Origin of the sequence: Micromonospora sp. C95, from assembly GCF_018070465.1 — a bacterium.
In the GTDB taxonomy this organism is placed as follows: domain Bacteria; phylum Actinomycetota; class Actinomycetes; order Mycobacteriales; family Micromonosporaceae; genus Micromonospora.
On record NZ_JAGPXT010000005.1, the window covers coordinates 223,243 to 238,595 of the forward strand.

At 70.1% G+C, this 15,353-nt stretch carries 13 protein-coding genes and 1 tRNA gene; 8 read left to right on the forward strand and 6 right to left on the reverse strand.

Annotated elements, in window-relative coordinates; genetic code table 11:
- Positions 1-33 precede the first annotated feature (33 nt).
- Genes KBX00_RS08845 through KBX00_RS08855 form a run of 3 tightly spaced genes read right to left on the reverse strand, consistent with a single transcriptional unit; the run spans position 34 to position 1,195 of the window.
- On the reverse strand, positions 34-504 hold the full coding sequence (locus tag KBX00_RS08845) for a RidA family protein (protein WP_210825133.1): 471 nt from the start codon (positions 502-504) through the stop codon (positions 34-36).
- Positions 501-656 (reverse strand): DUF4177 domain-containing protein, encoded by a 156-nt coding sequence (locus tag KBX00_RS08850; protein ID WP_013736319.1) that lies wholly within the window; start codon positions 654-656, stop codon positions 501-503. The genes KBX00_RS08845 and KBX00_RS08850 overlap by 4 nt, the downstream gene beginning before the upstream one ends.
- Before the next feature lie 44 nt (positions 657-700).
- Entirely contained in the window at positions 701-1,195 is a 495-nt protein-coding gene (locus tag KBX00_RS08855; RefSeq protein ID WP_210825135.1) for a hypothetical protein, read from the reverse strand.
- A 327-nt stretch (positions 1,196-1,522) separates the two neighbouring features.
- Between KBX00_RS08855 and KBX00_RS08860 the strand changes: the two genes are divergently transcribed.
- The 3 genes from KBX00_RS08860 to KBX00_RS08870 are packed head-to-tail and all read left to right on the forward strand — an operon-like array spanning position 1,523 to position 4,328.
- Positions 1,523-2,119: a hypothetical protein gene (locus tag KBX00_RS08860; RefSeq protein ID WP_210825137.1), complete on the forward strand. Its 597-nt coding sequence runs from the start codon at positions 1,523-1,525 to the stop codon at positions 2,117-2,119.
- Between the two features lie 26 nt (positions 2,120-2,145).
- Positions 2,146-3,123: an ArsA family ATPase gene (locus KBX00_RS08865; RefSeq protein ID WP_210825139.1), complete on the forward strand. Its 978-nt coding sequence runs from the start codon at positions 2,146-2,148 to the stop codon at positions 3,121-3,123.
- Positions 3,124-3,176: 53 nt separating this feature from the next.
- On the forward strand, positions 3,177-4,328 hold the full coding sequence (locus KBX00_RS08870; protein WP_210825141.1) for an ArsA-related P-loop ATPase: 1,152 nt from the start codon (positions 3,177-3,179) through the stop codon (positions 4,326-4,328).
- A gap of 47 nt (positions 4,329-4,375) precedes the next feature.
- On the opposite strand, the gene KBX00_RS08875 is transcribed toward KBX00_RS08870, so the two are convergent.
- Positions 4,376-4,696, reverse strand: a complete 321-nt coding sequence (locus KBX00_RS08875) for a WhiB family transcriptional regulator (protein ID WP_210825143.1) — start codon at positions 4,694-4,696, stop codon at positions 4,376-4,378.
- 402 nt (positions 4,697-5,098) lie between these two features.
- Here KBX00_RS08875 and KBX00_RS08880 point away from each other — a divergent pair, with 402 nt between their 5' ends.
- Positions 5,099-7,558, forward strand: coding sequence for a transglycosylase domain-containing protein (locus tag KBX00_RS08880; protein WP_210825145.1), 2,460 nt, complete (start codon positions 5,099-5,101; stop codon positions 7,556-7,558).
- 111 nt (positions 7,559-7,669) lie between these two features.
- On the opposite strand, the gene KBX00_RS08885 is transcribed toward KBX00_RS08880, so the two are convergent.
- Positions 7,670-8,125, reverse strand: a complete 456-nt coding sequence (locus tag KBX00_RS08885) for a GatB/YqeY domain-containing protein (protein WP_210825147.1) — start codon at positions 8,123-8,125, stop codon at positions 7,670-7,672.
- Positions 8,126-8,150: 25 nt separating this feature from the next.
- On the opposite strand from KBX00_RS08885, the gene KBX00_RS08890 reads away from it, so the two are divergent.
- Entirely contained in the window at positions 8,151-9,044 is an 894-nt protein-coding gene (locus tag KBX00_RS08890; protein WP_210825148.1) for a metallophosphoesterase, read from the forward strand.
- A gap of 66 nt (positions 9,045-9,110) precedes the next feature.
- A tRNA-Pro gene (locus KBX00_RS08895) sits at positions 9,111-9,187 on the forward strand.
- A 150-nt stretch (positions 9,188-9,337) separates the two neighbouring features.
- Here the strand turns inward: KBX00_RS08895 and KBX00_RS08900 are convergent.
- Positions 9,338-10,756, reverse strand: a complete 1,419-nt coding sequence (locus tag KBX00_RS08900; RefSeq protein WP_210825150.1) for a pentapeptide repeat-containing protein — start codon at positions 10,754-10,756, stop codon at positions 9,338-9,340.
- A gap of 315 nt (positions 10,757-11,071) precedes the next feature.
- On the opposite strand from KBX00_RS08900, the gene KBX00_RS08905 reads away from it, so the two are divergent.
- Together KBX00_RS08905 and KBX00_RS08910 are read left to right on the forward strand one after the other, a co-directional pair.
- On the forward strand, positions 11,072-14,836 hold the full coding sequence (locus KBX00_RS08905) for a S8 family serine peptidase (RefSeq protein ID WP_307868298.1): 3,765 nt from the start codon (positions 11,072-11,074) through the stop codon (positions 14,834-14,836).
- A 180-nt stretch (positions 14,837-15,016) separates the two neighbouring features.
- Positions 15,017-15,343: a hypothetical protein gene (locus tag KBX00_RS08910; RefSeq protein ID WP_210825152.1), complete on the forward strand. Its 327-nt coding sequence runs from the start codon at positions 15,017-15,019 to the stop codon at positions 15,341-15,343.
- The last annotated feature ends 10 nt before the right edge of the window (positions 15,344-15,353 follow it).

A 15,353-nucleotide genomic window follows, 5' to 3' on the forward strand; every position in this document is an offset into this window, starting at 1 on the left:
TCGTCCGGACGGGAACTGCAAGATCGCGGAGGGTCAGGAGACCTCGACGATGACCTCGACCTCGACCGGGGCGTCCAGGGGGAGTTCCGCTACGCCGACGGCTGAGCGGGCGTGGCGGCCGGCCTCGCCGAAGACGGTGCCGAACAGGTCCGAGGCGCCGTTGATGACGCCGGGCTGACCGGTGAAGCCGGAGGCACTGGCGACGAAGCCGGTCAGCTTCACGACCTTGACCACGTTCTCCAGACCGACGAGCGAATCGATCGCGGCAAGGGCGTTGAGGGCGCAGCGCTGGGCCAACTGCTTGGCCTGTTCGGTGGAGACACCGGCACCCACCTTGCCGGTGGCCAGGAGCTTGCCCTCGGCCATCGGCAGTTGCCCGGAGACGTACACGTGCTGCCCGGACTGCACCGCCGGCAGGTAGCTCGCCACCGGCGGCACCACCTCCGGCAGTTCCAGTCCGAGTTCCGCCAGCCTGGCATGGGGTCCGTTGGCCACGACACTCATGCCTTCGGGCGCTTCAGGTAGGCGACCAGTTGCTCCGGGTTCGGCCCGGGGACGACGGAGACGAGTTCCCAGCCGTCCTCACCCCAGTTGTCGAGGATCTGCTTGGTCGCGTGGACCAGCAGCGGGACGGTGGCGTATTCCCACTTCTGCATCGGTGGAGGGCTCCCTCGGTGGCATGGACACTTCGGGACACAGCCTACGGTCCACCGGCCGGCCGGGGCGCGGGACGCTGCTCAGGGTCGGGCCACTGCTCGGGTGCGGTCCGTTGCTCGGGCGCTGTCGGCAGTTCACCACAGGGCCCGGCGTGGTCGTAAGGCTGGGGACAGCGGCTGCGATCCGGCAACAGCAGGTCGCAGAAGACCCGGTGCCGGTTGTTCTGGTCGTCGGCGGTCGACACCTCGGTCTCGCCGGCGTCCAGTTCGAGCAGGAAATTCAGCGACGTGGCCAGCCGACCGGCCAACGCGGTGGCGGCGGCCAGGTCGGTCACCCGGATGGGCAGATGGATGACGTACCCGGGGCCGTCCTCCTCCCGCCCACCGGCCGGCTCGGCATTCGTGACCGGATCGGCGGGACGCCGGTACGACCGCTCGTTGACCGGTAGCCGGCCGGCGGAGTCTCCGCCAGCGGTCCGGCTGCCCCGCCGCGGCCCGGCGGGGAACTGGGCTCGGGGGGTGTTGTCCGTGTCGCGCATGCACTGCCTCCGGGCGTCGTACCTGGTCACGGCGCCGCTCACCGGTCCGGAGCCCATTCGCCCGGCCCGGACCGGAGCGTGCCGGAGCGACCGTAGGGCCGCCAACCCGGTCCCATCAACAGGACGCGCGCGCCTGGTCGCCTTCGGTCACATTTGCGACACCGGACCAGCGGAAAGTTGATCGCGATCCGCGTACCGGACACACCGGGCTCCCCGCGGCGGCACCGCGGACCGCTACCCTTCCCGTCTGGACGGGCGCCCGGCCCGGCCACCCGATCCCACGCACACCGCCGGTACGCGGTGCTGCGCCGCACCCGGGGGGGACCGATGACCCAGCCACCCGCCGGCGGCCCGACCGGCCCCACCGATCTCCCGCCGACCGGTTCACCGACCGAGTCCTCGCCGCCGGCCACCGGCCACGGTGCGCCGCCCGCTCCGCCGGAGGGCGGGTACCGGCCGCAGCACTCGCCGGCCGGTCCGCCACGCAAGCGGGGGCCACTGCTGGCCTCGCTCACACTGGTCGTGGTGCTGCTGCTCTGCGCGAGCGGCGGAGTGGCCGCCTTCCTCACCCTGCGCAACACCGAATCGGGCGAGGGGGCGCCGGATCCGTCGGTGGCCGTCGACGACTTCCTGACCGCTGTCTATCAGGACCGGGACGCCGCCAAGGCGGCAGGGATGGTCTGCACCGCCGCGCGCGACCAGGACAAGATCCGGGCCAAGGTGGCCGAGGTCGAGGAGTACGTCTCGACCTACCAGAACCCCCGGTTCCGCTGGGACACCCCGACGGTGGACAACGAGACCGGCGACCGGGCGACCGTCACCACCACGGTGACCGTGACCACCGCTGACGAGAAGATCGCCGACCAGGATCTGCGCTTCACGGTGATCCGCAAGACCGGCTGGTGGGTCTGCGAGGTCTCCTGAGCACGCCGGATGGATAGGCTCGACGGGTGGGAGCAGCGCAGCGACCTATCGACCGAGCCGGCATCGACTGGCCCGCCCGCCTGCACGTGGTGACCGGTAAGGGCGGCACGGGAAAGACCAGCGTGGCCGCCGCGCTCGCCCTGGGCTTGGCCGCCGGTGGCCGGCGCACCCTGCTGGTGGAGGTGGAGGGGCGGCAGGGCATCGCCCAGCTCTTCGGCACCGAACCGCTGCCGTACGCCGAACGACACCTGGCCGACGCCCCCGGCGGCGGCGAGGTGTCGGCGCTCGCGGTCGACGCCGAGGAGGCGCTGCTCGAATACCTCGACATGTTCTACAAGCTCGGCGCGGCCGGCCGAGCGCTGCGCAAGTTCGGTGCGATCGACTTCGCCACCACCATCGCTCCCGGTCTGCGCGACGTGCTGCTCACCGGCAAGGTCAAGGAGGCCACCACCCGCACCGCCGACAAGCGGCGGGTGTACGACGCGGTGGTGCTGGACGCGCCACCCACCGGTCGGATCGGGCGTTTTCTGAACGTCACCGCCGAAACCGCCCGGCTGGCCAAGGTGGGACCGATCAAGACGCAGAGCGAGGGAGTGTCCGCGCTGCTGCGCTCACCGATGACCGCCGTGCACGTGGTGACTCTCCTGGAAGAGATGCCGGTACAGGAGACCGTCGACGCGATCGCCGAGCTGACCTCGCTCGGCTTCCCCGTCGGGCGGGTGATCGTCAACGGGACCCGGGCGCCGCTGCCCACCGGACGGTTGGTCACCGAGGCGGAGTTGGCGCGGGGTCTGCGCGCGGCGGGCCTGCCGGCCGGCGAACGCATCGTCACCGGTCTGCACGACGAGGCGCGGGACCTCATGATTCGCCGGGAACTGGAGGATTCGCTGCGTACGGACCTGGTGGAGTTGGGCGTGCCCCTGGTCGAACTGCCGCTGCTGCCCGACGGGGTGGACCGGGCCGGCCTGGAGGTGCTCGCCGCCGCTCTGGTTCACGGTGATTGACTCACACCTCGCCTCGGCCTGGCGCGCGGAGCCGGTCAGCCCGATACGCTCGATTGGTGCCTTCCGACAACGCCGCCCCGCCGCTGGACGTCGACCGGATCCTGGCTGATCCGGGAGTCCGGATCGTGGTCTGCTGCGGCGCCGGCGGGGTGGGCAAGACGACCACGGCCGCCGCGCTCGCGCTGCGCGCCGCCGAACTGCACGGCCGCCGCACGGTGGTGCTCACCATCGACCCGGCGCGGCGCCTGGCCCAGTCCCTCGGCCTGACCGAGCTGGACAACACGCCGCGGCAGGTCAAGGGGATCGACGTCGAGGACAGCGGCGGCGAGCTGCACGCCATGATGCTCGACATGAAGCGCACCTTCGACGACGTGGTGCTGGCCCACACCGACCCGGCGAAGGCGGCGGAGATCTTCGCCAACCCCTTCTACCAGGCCATGAGCTCCACCTTCGCCGGTACTCAGGAATACATGGCGATGGAGAAGCTCGGCCAGTTGCATGCCCGCGGCGAGTGGGACCTGATCGTGGTGGACACTCCCCCGTCGCGCTCGGCGCTGGACTTCCTCGACGCACCGGCCCGGCTGTCGCGGTTCCTCGACGGGCGGATGCTACGGCTGCTGCTCGCGCCGGCACGAACCGGCGGTCGCAGCATGTTCAGCCTGGTCACCGCCTCCTTCGGGATGTTCTCGCGGGTGGTGCAGAAGGTGATCGGCACCCAGTTGCTGACGGATCTGTCCGGCTTCGTCGCCGCGCTCGATTCGATGTTCGGCGGGTTTCGGCAGCGTGCCGAGCAGACGTACCGCATCCTGCAGGCGCGGGAGACGGCCTTCCTGCTGGTCGCGGCGCCGGAGCCGGACGCGGTCCGGGAGGCCGCCTACTTCGCCGGTCGGTTGCGCGCGGAGCAGATGCCGCTCGCCGGCCTGGTACTCAACCGGGTGCACCAGCCGACGGTGGCCGAGTTGGGCGCGGCGGAGAGTCGCGCCGCCGCCGACCGGCTGGCCACGGCCGGTGGCCACGAGAGCGCCGTCGAGGTGTTGCGGGCCCACGCCGCCCTGGTCGAGCAGGCGGTACGTGAGCAGCAGGTGGCGGCGCGGTTCATCGACGCGTTCCCGCAGGTGCCGACCGTGTCGGTGACGGCGCAGCCCGCCGACGTGCATGACGTCGACGGGCTACGGACGATCGCGGCGGCGATCGGCCGCCCCTGACCGGCTGTCGGTCCGGCGGGAAGCCGCAGGCCGACGGTGCCGGTTGTTCAGTTGCCGGCCGCGGCCAGGATCTTGTCCTTGCCGGTCTTGTCCTTGGCGTTCTTCTTCATCGCCGCCTCGAACATCTTGCGCCAGCTGGTGACCTGGGGATGGCGACGCAGCAGCGCGCGGCGTTCCCGTTCGGTCATGCCACCCCACACGCCGAACTCGATCCGGTTGTCCAGCGCGTCGGCCAGGCACTCGTACCGGACTGGGCAGCTCCGGCAGATCCGCTTGGCCACGTTCTGTTCGGCGCCCTGTACGAACAACGCGTCCGGGTCCCCGTTCTGACACGCCGCCATCGACGGCCAGTCAGTGATCATGCCCATCTGTACACGTCCCCCCTTGCTGTACTACCGACGCCGTCGCGGGCCAGCCGGCAATCCCCCCGGGTCGTCCGGCACGCCTTACCCCAAGGCGGCACAGACGACATGTGGCGCTGTCGCCGCCTACATCATGCTCTGTAGTCGCACGATTACGCAACGTTGTCGGCAAAATCCATCATTCCGGACACTCCCGGCCTCTCGGGCCAGGAACCGCCGCTTACCCCACCGAGGTCGGCGAAAACGCTGCGAGTCGCCCCCGTGCGGAGGAAACTCGGCTCGAATCCACGCAACCGGACACCCGGTGCCACGCGTCTAGCACAACGAGGACGGCGCGCGCAGGAAATGGGGAAAAGACGCCCCGGCGCCCCTCGTTACCTGTTCGCGTACCCTGTCGAGGTGACCTGGATGCGGAAACGTGACCACAACGTCCTGACCAACGCCGCATCGCTGCTCATCTGTGGGCTGTTGGCCGGCGTGGTGGTCGCCGCTGCGGCATTCCCCGCGGTGGCGATGTCGGGCCTGGCCGCGAAGGCCGGCGCGGAAACCTTCGGCGCGCTGCCGAAGGAACTCACCGTGGCCCGCGCACCACAGATCAGCTACCTGCTCGCCTCCGACGGCAAGACACCGCTGGCCACCATGTACGACGAGAACCGGCGGGACGTGAAGTTCGCCGACATCTCGGAGAACATGCGCAACGCCATCATTGCCGCCGAGGACCACGACTTCTACAACCACAACGGGGTCGACCTCAACGGTGTGGCCCGGGCCTTCGTCAACAACAGCCAGACCGGTGCCGACCGGCAGGGCGCATCGACGCTGACCATGCAGTACGTCCGGATGGGCATCGCGTACTCGGCCACGCATCCGGCCGACGTGATCGCCGCGACCGAGGACACCAGCGCCCGCAAGCTTCGCGAGATGCGGTACGCGCTCCAGCTCGACAAGGAGATGTCGAAGGACGAGATCCTGGAGCGCTACCTCAACCTCGCCGCCTTCGGCAACGGCGCGTACGGCGTCTACGCCGCCAGCCAGGTCTACTTCAACAAGCCGCCGAAGGACCTGAAGATCGAAGAGGCGGCCATGCTGGCCGGCCTGGTGAAGGCCCCGACCTCGTTCGACCCGACCACCAAGGACGGCTACCCGCACGCGGTCGACCGGCGCAACTACGTCATCGACAACATGGTCAAGACCGGCGCGATCACCCAGCAGCAGGCCGACGAGGCGAAGGCCGTCAAGCTGGTGGTCAAGGGCAAGCGGGCGCCGAACGGCTGCGTCGCCACCAACAAGAACGCCTGGGGCTTCTTCTGCGACTACTTCTACCGCTGGTGGATGTCGCAGGAGACGTTCGGGTCGACCTCGTACGACCGGGAGCGGCGGCTCAAGAGCGGCGGCTACACCATCATCACGACCCTGGACAAGCAGGCCCAGACCGGTGCGGACAAGGCGGTGCGCCGGGCGAAGCCGGTGACCGCCAAGGAGGCCGCCATGGTCGCGGTGGTCGAGCCCGGCACCGGTCGGGTCCGAGCGCTGTCGGTCAACCGGAACTTCAAGCTCGACAACCCCGACAAGCCCAAGAACAAGCCGCACAGCGACCCCAAGCAGCGGGAGAAGGGCAAGCGGGGCAACTACCCGAACACGGTGAACCCGCTGCTCACCGGTGGCGACGGCATCACCGGTTACCAGGGCGGCTCGACCTTCAAGATCTTCACCATCGTGGCCGCACTGGAGAAGGGCATTCCGCTCAGCTACACCTTCAACGCGCCGCAGCAGTTCAGGTCCGAATACATCATCGACAGCAGCAGTCCCGCCGCCTGTAAGGGCACGAACCTCTACTGCCCGACAAACTCCGGCAAGAAGGCCGGCGGTGTGCAGAACATGTGGAGCGCCTTCTCCGCCTCGATCAACACGTACTTCGTCCCGTTGCAGCAGCAGGTCGGCGCGGAGAACGTGGTGGACGCGGCCAAGCGCCTCGGCATCCAGTTCCGGCAGAGCAAGGACGCGGAGTTCGCCAACACCAAGGAGGCCGCGCACCAGTGGGGCGCGTTCACCCTGGGTGTATCGCAGGTCACCCCGCTGGATCTGGCCAACGCGTACGCCACCCTGGCTGCCGACGGCAAGTACTGCGAACCGATCCCGGTGCAGGAGATTCGCGACCTGGACGGCAACAAGCTGGACGTGGCCAACCCGCGCTGTGAGAAGCGGGTCAGCACCGAGGTGGCCCGCGCGGCCGTGGACGCGGCCCGTTGCCCGGTCGGCGACAACTCCTCCACCAGCAAGTGTGGCGGCAGCCGGACGGCAGCCCAGACCAAGGGCATCGTCGACGCCCCGGTGGCCGGCAAGTCCGGCACCACCGACTCCGAGAAGAGCGCCGCCCTGGTCGCGATGACCAAGCAGTACGCGGTGGCCGGCATCATGGCCGACCCGGACTGGCCGCAGACAAACGCCAAGATGAAGCACAACCAGGCGGACGGCATCAACCCGCCGGTGTGGCAGACGCTGCGCGACGCCATGAAGGGGAAGAAGCGGATCAACTTCGAGCCGCCCGGTAAGAAGATCTCCCTGGGCGACCAGCGCACCATCCCCGGCGTCAGCTGCCTGAACCTCGACCGGGCCAAGTCCCGCATCTCCGGTGCCGGCTTCGAGCCGATCGTCTCCAGCAGCCGGATCACCTCCGACTGCCCCGCCGGCACCGCCGCCGGCACCAGCCCCAGCGGCCGCACCATCAAGGGCGGCATCGTGACCATCATGGTCAGCGCCGGCAAACCCAAGAACAACAGCGGCGGCGGTAGCGACAGCCCGGGCAACGGCTCGCCCTCCGGTCCGCCCAGCAACCCCGGTCGTCCGCCGGACCGGCCCGGCGGCTGACCGGCCAGCAACGCCTGAACGGGCGGGCACCCCTCGCGGGGTGCCCGCCCGTTCATATGGTTTCCCGTGTGCCGCCGCCAGAGGGCGGGCCGGATTTCCGGCTGGGAGAACTCAGAGGCCCAGCTGTCGGCGTACCTCGGCGGCCACCCGGCCGCCCTCGGCCTGGCCGGCCACCGCAGCCTGGGCCGCCTTCATCGCCGGACCCATCTGGGCCTTGCCGGTGAAGCCGCCGGCCGCGAGCGCCCGCGTGACAAGTGCGGCCAGCTCGGCGTCGGAGAGCTGCTTCGGCAGGTAACGGTCCAACACCTCACCCTCGGCGCTCTCCCTGGCGGCCTGCTCGGCGCGGCCCGCGTCGCCGAAGGCGGTGGCGGCCTCCCGGCGCTTCTTGGCCTCCTTGGTCAGCACGGCCACCACCTCGTCGTCGCTGAGCTCCCGCTTGGTCTTGCCGGAGACCTCGGCGGTCCCCACGGCGGCCAGGGCCATCCGCAGGGTGGAGGTGGTCAGCTCGTCGCGGGCCTTCAGGGCGGCGCGCATGTCGGCGGTGAGGCGGTCCTTCAACGTGCTCATGGACGGTCAAACTACCCTGATCGGCATGCGAAAGCGCACACTATTCCGGCTCGCGACCGCTACCGTCGCGACGGGTGCCGCCGCCCTGGCGTACGCCTCCCTCGTCGAGCGCAACATGTTCACCCTCCGCCGCTTCGACGTGCCGGTGCTGCCGACCGGCACCGAGCCGCTGCGCGTGCTGCACCTGTCGGACCTGCACATGACCCCCAACCAGGTACGCAAGCAGCAGTGGGTCGCCTCGCTGGCCGCTGTGGACCCCGACCTGGTGGTGGTGACCGGGGACAACATGGCGCACCCGGGCGCGGTGCCGGGCGTGCTGCGGGCCCTGCAACCCCTGCTCGACTACCCGGGGGCGTTCGTGTTCGGCTCGAACGACTACACCGGGCCGGTCTGGAAGAACCCGTTCAACTACTTCCTGCCCGATCGGGAGTACACCGAAGGCGTCGAGCTGCCCTCCGAGGAACTGCGTGACGTGCTCGTCGGGGCCGGCTGGGTCGACCTGAACAACCGGCGGGCCACGGTCAAGGCCGGCGGCCGGGCGATCGACATGGCCGGCGTGGACGACCCCCACGTCGAGCGGGACGATTACGCCTCGGTCGCCGGGCCGACCTCCCCCACCGCCGACCTCTCCATCGCGCTCACCCACTCACCCGAGCCGGCCCTGCTCGACGAGATGGCCGCCGACGGCTTCGGGCTGCTGCTCGCCGGGCACACCCACGGCGGCCAGGTCTGTGTACCGGGCTTCGGCGCGCTGGTCACCAACTGCGGGTTGCCCCGGTCGATGGCGAAGGGCCTGCACCGCTGGCCCGGATCGGACTCCTGGCTGCACGTCTCCGCCGGGCTCGGCACCCACCCGACCGCCCCCGTCCGGTTCGCCTGCCCGCCGGAGGCCAGCCTGCTCACGCTGATCCCGCGCTGACCGTCCGCACCCGGGGTACCGAGTTTGAGCCCGGGGGCGGGTGGGCTACTATTTGTCGGCACGCCTCGGGGTGTGGCGCAGCTTGGTAGCGCGCTTCGTTCGGGACGAAGAGGTCGTCGGTTCGAATCCGGCCACCCCGACCAGAGGAAACGCCAGGTCAGGGCCAGTATTCCAGAACGGGATACTGGCCCTGATCTGCTTCTTCCTGGAGACGGTCGTGGAGTGTGGCCGCGCACATGTGCCGCCGGCCCGCCCTTCTCGGCGCTTGCCGCCGGCCGGGTGTCGACCCGGCGCTACGCGGCGTCACTCCCGGTGTCGACATCCCCGGCGGGCCGGCTGTGGTCATCGGGGGCGGGCGCACCGTCATCGACGCGAACGGCCGGACGCAATCCGCCCTTCGTATCCGTGCCGTAGCGGAGGACCCAACCGGGTGGGAGCTGGGCGGCAGGCGTAGCCCAGACCGCCAGGTCGAGGCCACGGTCGAACTGCGCCCTGCGCAGGTACGCGTCTGCGTGGAACTCGGCCCCACGCAGGTCCGCGTCCCCGTGGAACAGCGCGCCGGTCAGGACGGCGTCCCCGTGGAACAGCGCCTCGCGCAGGTCAGCGTTGCCGTGGAACTGCGCCTCGCGCAGGTCCGCGGTCGCGTCCTCGTGGAACCGCACCCCGGCCAGGTCTGCGTTCCCGTGAAACCGCACCCAGCGCAGGTACGCGTTCCTGTGGAACTGCGCCTCGCCCAGGTACGCGTTCGAGTGGAACTGCGCCCCGCTCAGGTACGCGTTCCAGTGGAACTGCGCCCTGTGCAGGTACGTGTCCCCGTGGAACTGCGCCTCGCCCAGATACACGTTCCGGTGAAACAGTGCCCCGTGCAGGTTGGCGTTTCCGTGGAACTGCGTCTCGCGCAGGTCCGCCTCCCCGTGGAACTGCGCGCCGTTCAGGTCCGCCTCACCATGGAACTGTGCAGCGTTCAGGTCCGCCTCACCGTGAAACCGCGTTCCGGCCAGGTCAAGCCGCTCGACGTGACAAGACGAAAGGCTGAAGTTGGTGAGGGTGGCGCCCACCAGGTCGAGGTTCATCCGCTCGCCCGCGGCGCCCCGCCAGTACGTGACCGGCTCGGCACCATCTGAACTGGCAGACATGCGCAAATGGGTGGCGATCAGCCGCTGGGCGGTCAACCGCACCTGTAGCTCCTCGCGCCGCTGCTGCTCCGTCTCCGGCACTTCGGCATCCGGCGTCGCGTCCTGTGGCGAAGCCTTCCCTTTTGCCCGCAGGACCTCCACCGGCGGCAGGTACGGCATCCGCAGATACGCGCAGAACACCTCCACTACCGTCTGACGCAGCTTCGGGTTGTCCTGCCCCAATCGCTCCAGGGCGTACATCCCGGCTAGCCGGACGGCAGCCTTGTCGCTGCCCAACTGCTCGGCGGCGGCCACGTACAACGCCGTGATCCGCTGCTCTCGCGCGTCCTCTTCCGCGAAGCGCTGGGAACGCTCGATGTACTGCTGGCTGCGCTCCGAGATCGACTGACGGCGCAACGCGACAAGGAGAGTCGCTCCCGCGCCAAGGCCGGCGGCCACCGTTAGTGCCGTCCGGATCGCCTCCAGGCGAAGCTTCGCGCCTGCCTCTGGGCTCATCCCGCCCTGGCGGCTCGCCCACGTCTCCAGCAGCCAGAGGGCGACCAGGCCGCCGCCGAGCACCACTCCCAGGACCAGCACTGCCGAGAGGCGCCAGGGAAGTCGACGCAGCTCGGTATCAGGCTGCTGGGGTCGAGGCTTCCGCCGCGCAACCAAGGATCGCACGCCGTCATTGTCCCGAACGCCGTCCAGCCGCCACCGCGCCACTTGGTCTCGGCTGGCCGAGGAGCGCGCGTTCCATCTCAACGCCGACCGCCCTCCGGCAGTCGAGGGCTGAGGCCGGCGCGGCCCGAGCCAGGCGTGGGTCGCACCAACCGTGCAACGGCACGGCACCCTTGCCGAAACAAAAGATCGACACGCTAGCAGCGCTTCCTGTTGACCAACCTGAGGAACGCTGTGCTGTTCACACATTTTTCCGGGCGCCGTCTGCTGGCGCTGCTCACCACTACCGTGGTGCTCGCCGCGCTGCCCGCCCCGGCCTCGGCCGCGCCCGCCGACCCGCCGTACTCCTCCGTGACGTCGGCCGGGCAGCCTGCTACCGCATCCACCACGTTCACCGTCACTCTGATCACGGGTGAGAAGGTCACCGCGACCCGGACCGCCGACGGGGGGCTTAGCCCCGAGGTGCGGGATGCCGCCGGGCGGTTGACCGGATACACCTCGCACAGCAAAGAAGGGGACACCTACGTCTACCCGCATGGGGCGCTGGCGTACGTGTCCGCCGGGCTGCTCGACGAGGAACTGTTCAACATCACCGAGTTGCTGGCGGACGGCTACGACGACGCGCACCGTGACCGGCTCCCGCTGATCGTCACCTACACCGACGGCGCGGCGGCTTCGCGACGGATGGCGACGCCCGAGGGTGCCCGCACCGTCCGGGCGCTGGACAGCATCCGGGGCGCCGCGCTGGACGTGGACCGCTCGGGCGAATTCTGGTCCTCGATCACCGCGGGCGAGGCAGCGGCCGTCCGTTCCACTGGCGAGGGTGTGGCCGCCCGTGGCACGGACGGGCAGCTTGCGCTCGGCGGCGGTATCGCCAAGGTGTGGCTGGACGGCAAGGTCGAGGCCGCGCTCGCCGACAGCACCGCGCAGATCGGCGCCCCAGAGGTGTGGGAGTCCGGGAACACCGGCGAGGGTGTCGACGTCGCCGTCCTGGACACCGGCATCGACGCCGACCACCCCGACTTTGCCGGGCAATTGGCCGCCACCGAGTCCTTCGTTCCCGGTGAGACGGTGAAGGACGTCTACGGACACGGCACGCATGTCGCCTCCACCATCGCCGGCACCGGAGCCGCCTCGGACGGCCGGGAGAAGGGTGTCGCCCCGGGCGTACGGCTGCACGTCGGCAAGGTCCTCGCCGACAACAACTTCGGTCAGGAGTCATGGATCATCAGCGGCATGGAGTGGGCGGTCCGTGACCAGCAGGCCAAGATCGTCAACATGAGCCTCGGCGGTGATCCCACCGACGGCACCGACCCGATGAGCGTGGCCGTCAACGAGCTCAGTGAAGAGACCGGCGCCCTGTTCGTGATCTCGGCCGGGAACAGCGGGCCGTGGTCCTACACGGTCGGCTCTCCGGGCGTCGCCGACGCCGCGCTGACCGTCGGCGCCGTGGACGGCGACGACCTGCTCGCCTACTTCTCCAGCCAGGGTCCGCGCCTCGGTGACCGGGCCATCAAGCCCGACCTCACCGCACCCGGCGTCGGCATCCTGGCCGCCCGCTCGCAGTACTCCCAGGGCGAGGGGTTGTATCGGTTCGGGGACGGAACTTCGATGGCCGCCCCGCACGTCGCGGGCGCTGCCGCGCTGCTGGCCGCCCAGCATCCCGACTTCACCGGGCAGCAGCTCAAGGAAGCCTTGGTCAGCACCGCCAAGTCGACCCCTGAGATCAGCCCGTTCCAGGGCGGCAACGGCCGGGTGGACATCGCCGCGACCACGGCCGCGACTCTGTTCGCCACCGTCGGCGCCGACTTCGGCTATCCGCAGTGGCCGACGGCGCCCGAAGGCACCGTAGGGCGAGACGTCCGCTTCACCAACATCGCCGACAGCGCCCTCACCCTCGACCTCGCCACGGCGCTCGACGGCGGTCCCGCGGATCTCGTCGTCCCGTCGGTCCGGCAGGTCACCGTTCCGGCGCACGGCAGTGCCACGGTGACCCTGACCACGAACTTCGACCAGGTGCCGGCCGACCGTCTGACCTCGGGCTTCCTGACCGCGACCGACGCCGCCGGGAAGGTCCGCGCCCGCACCTCGATCGCCGTCGGCAAGGAGGGGGCGCGCCACAAGCTGACCTTGCAGGCCAAGGACCGTAGCGGCCGGCCGATCCGCGGCGACCTGGTCGTCCTGGACAAGGACGGCACCGCGCTGCCGGCGTATCAGATCGACGAGAGCGGCACCCTGGATCTGCGGCTGCCCTCGGGCACGTATTCGGCATGGCTGACCACCGACGTGGAGGGCGTCAACGGGCCGTACTCGCGGGGATTCGCGCTGCTCCCGATACCCGAGATCACCCTCGACCGGGACCGCACGGTCGTCTTCGACGCCACCAGAGCCCGCCGCACCACCGTGACCGCTCCACAGCCCTCCACCCTGGACGGTTCCCGCTTCGAACTGTTCCGCGAACTCGGAGGTAACCCCTGGGTCTCCGCGTGGTACGCGGGCCCCGAGTACGACAGCGTCTGGATCCTGCCCAGCGATCGCAAGGTGACGACGGGTGCCTTCGCTGTCGGCGCCCGCTGGCGCATGACCCAGCCCGCGCTGACGGTCTCGGCCGGCCACCGCGCCTACGAAGACCTGAGGGTGCAGCGCGCCGAGACGCCCCTGCCGCGCGGAAAGCACCGCCTCGACACGGTGTTCGCCGGCGTCGGCGACAGCGCCGGGTACGCCTCGGTCAACGCCCGGGGCAAGGCCGTCGTCGTACGCCGCAGCGACACCGTGTCACTTGAGGAGCAGGCCGCCGCAGCCGCGTCCGCCGGAGCCCGCCTCCTGCTCGTGGTCAACGACGGCACCGGGCGGCTCGACCCGTGGCCCAGCTTCTGGTGGGACCCGCGTGACGCACCGCCGGTGACCGTCGCCACCCTCACCCGGGACGAGGGCGAGCAGTTGATCGCTCGCATCGGGGACGAACGGCGGGTGCGACTCGACGTCACCTCCCAGCCGGAGACCGAGTACATCTACGACCTGGTCCAGGACTACGCGGGCGCCGTGCCGACCGACCTCACCCACCGGGTCACCCGGCGCGACCTGGCCCGGGTCGACATGTCCTTCCGCAACTGGCGCCCGGCCCGGGCGCTCGAAACGCGCGCCGACCTGACCCCGTCGGGAACGTCGAGCACGCTCGACTTCGTCGAGGTTCCGGCGCGTGGCGAGCGCACCGACTGGGTCACCGCCGGGGAGCCGTGGACCACCGAGGTCACCATCCCCGGCGAACAGGGCCAGCGGACCGCCCCCACCGCCTACCGGGCCGGCAAGGTGCACGAGGAACGCTGGTTCGGCCCCGTGCAACGGCCCCGCCTGCTGGACCACACAAGTGTCTTCCGCGAGGACGGCGGCTTCTCCGCCTTCATCCCCGGCTGGGGCGACTCAGGCACCGCCCATCGGGGCGACACCTACGACAACTACGCCGCCGACAACGTCATCCGCTTCTACCAGGGCGATACGCTCCTCGGCGAGACCGACCGCTACCAGCGCATGCTGTCCGTCGGACTGTCGAACCCACAGCCGCTGCCGTACCGCCTGGTGTCGGAGAACAAGCGCGACGCCTGGGCCGGGCCGTATTCCACCGCCACCCGGACCGAATGGGGCTTCACCTCCGGCGCGGTCAGCCCGGGCAGCGTGTGGAACCCCTCGCTGCTCCAGCTCGACTACACCGTCGACACCGACGTCGACGGAAAGGCGAGACGCAACGCCCACCTCACCGTCACCGCACTGCATCTGCCCACGGCACCCGAGCCGGCCCCCATCCGCACGGTGACGCTCGACGTCTCCTACGACGACGGCGCCACCTGGCACGACGCCAAGCTCCACCGCCACGGCGACGCCTGGCGCGTCCGCCTCGACGCCCCGCGCAGCGCAGGGTTCGTCACCCTGCGCGCCACCGCCCGCGACGCGCAGGGCAACAGCATCGATCAGCGCATAACCCGGGCGTTCGGCTTGCGGTGATGCTCGGGGTGGGGCCCGTGGACGGGCCCCACCCCGAGTCCAACCGGCGCAACTGCCCGGGCGGCGACCATCCGTCAGGCGAAGCCGATCAGCACGCCGGCTGAAGCATCGAGTCCGGCGAGTGCCCGAGACCGTGACATGGTCAGGTTTGGCCGTTGGGCCGGGCGGGGATGCCCGATCATGCGCATCGAGCTAGACCAGCCGGACGCCCGCGAACTGTTCTGGGAAGGACTGCGGGACGTGGCCTACGCAGCCGCACGCCACCAGGATCAAGCTCTCTTCCAGGCAATTGTCAAGATCGGCAGGGCGGGTATGGCGCAGGGCATCGAGGTGGTGTCGTCCAACGGGCTGTTCCTGCAATGTCCGATCTGTGCTGCTCTGCCAGGTCAGCACTGCATCAACGTGCCGAGTCACCCACTCGGAGATCGCGCGTGTCATCCCGAGCGGGTCGAACTGGCCGCGAAGGCGCTGAGCGGAGAGGCCCCTCTTCCCCCTCCGCTGCGCTGACGGCTCTGAT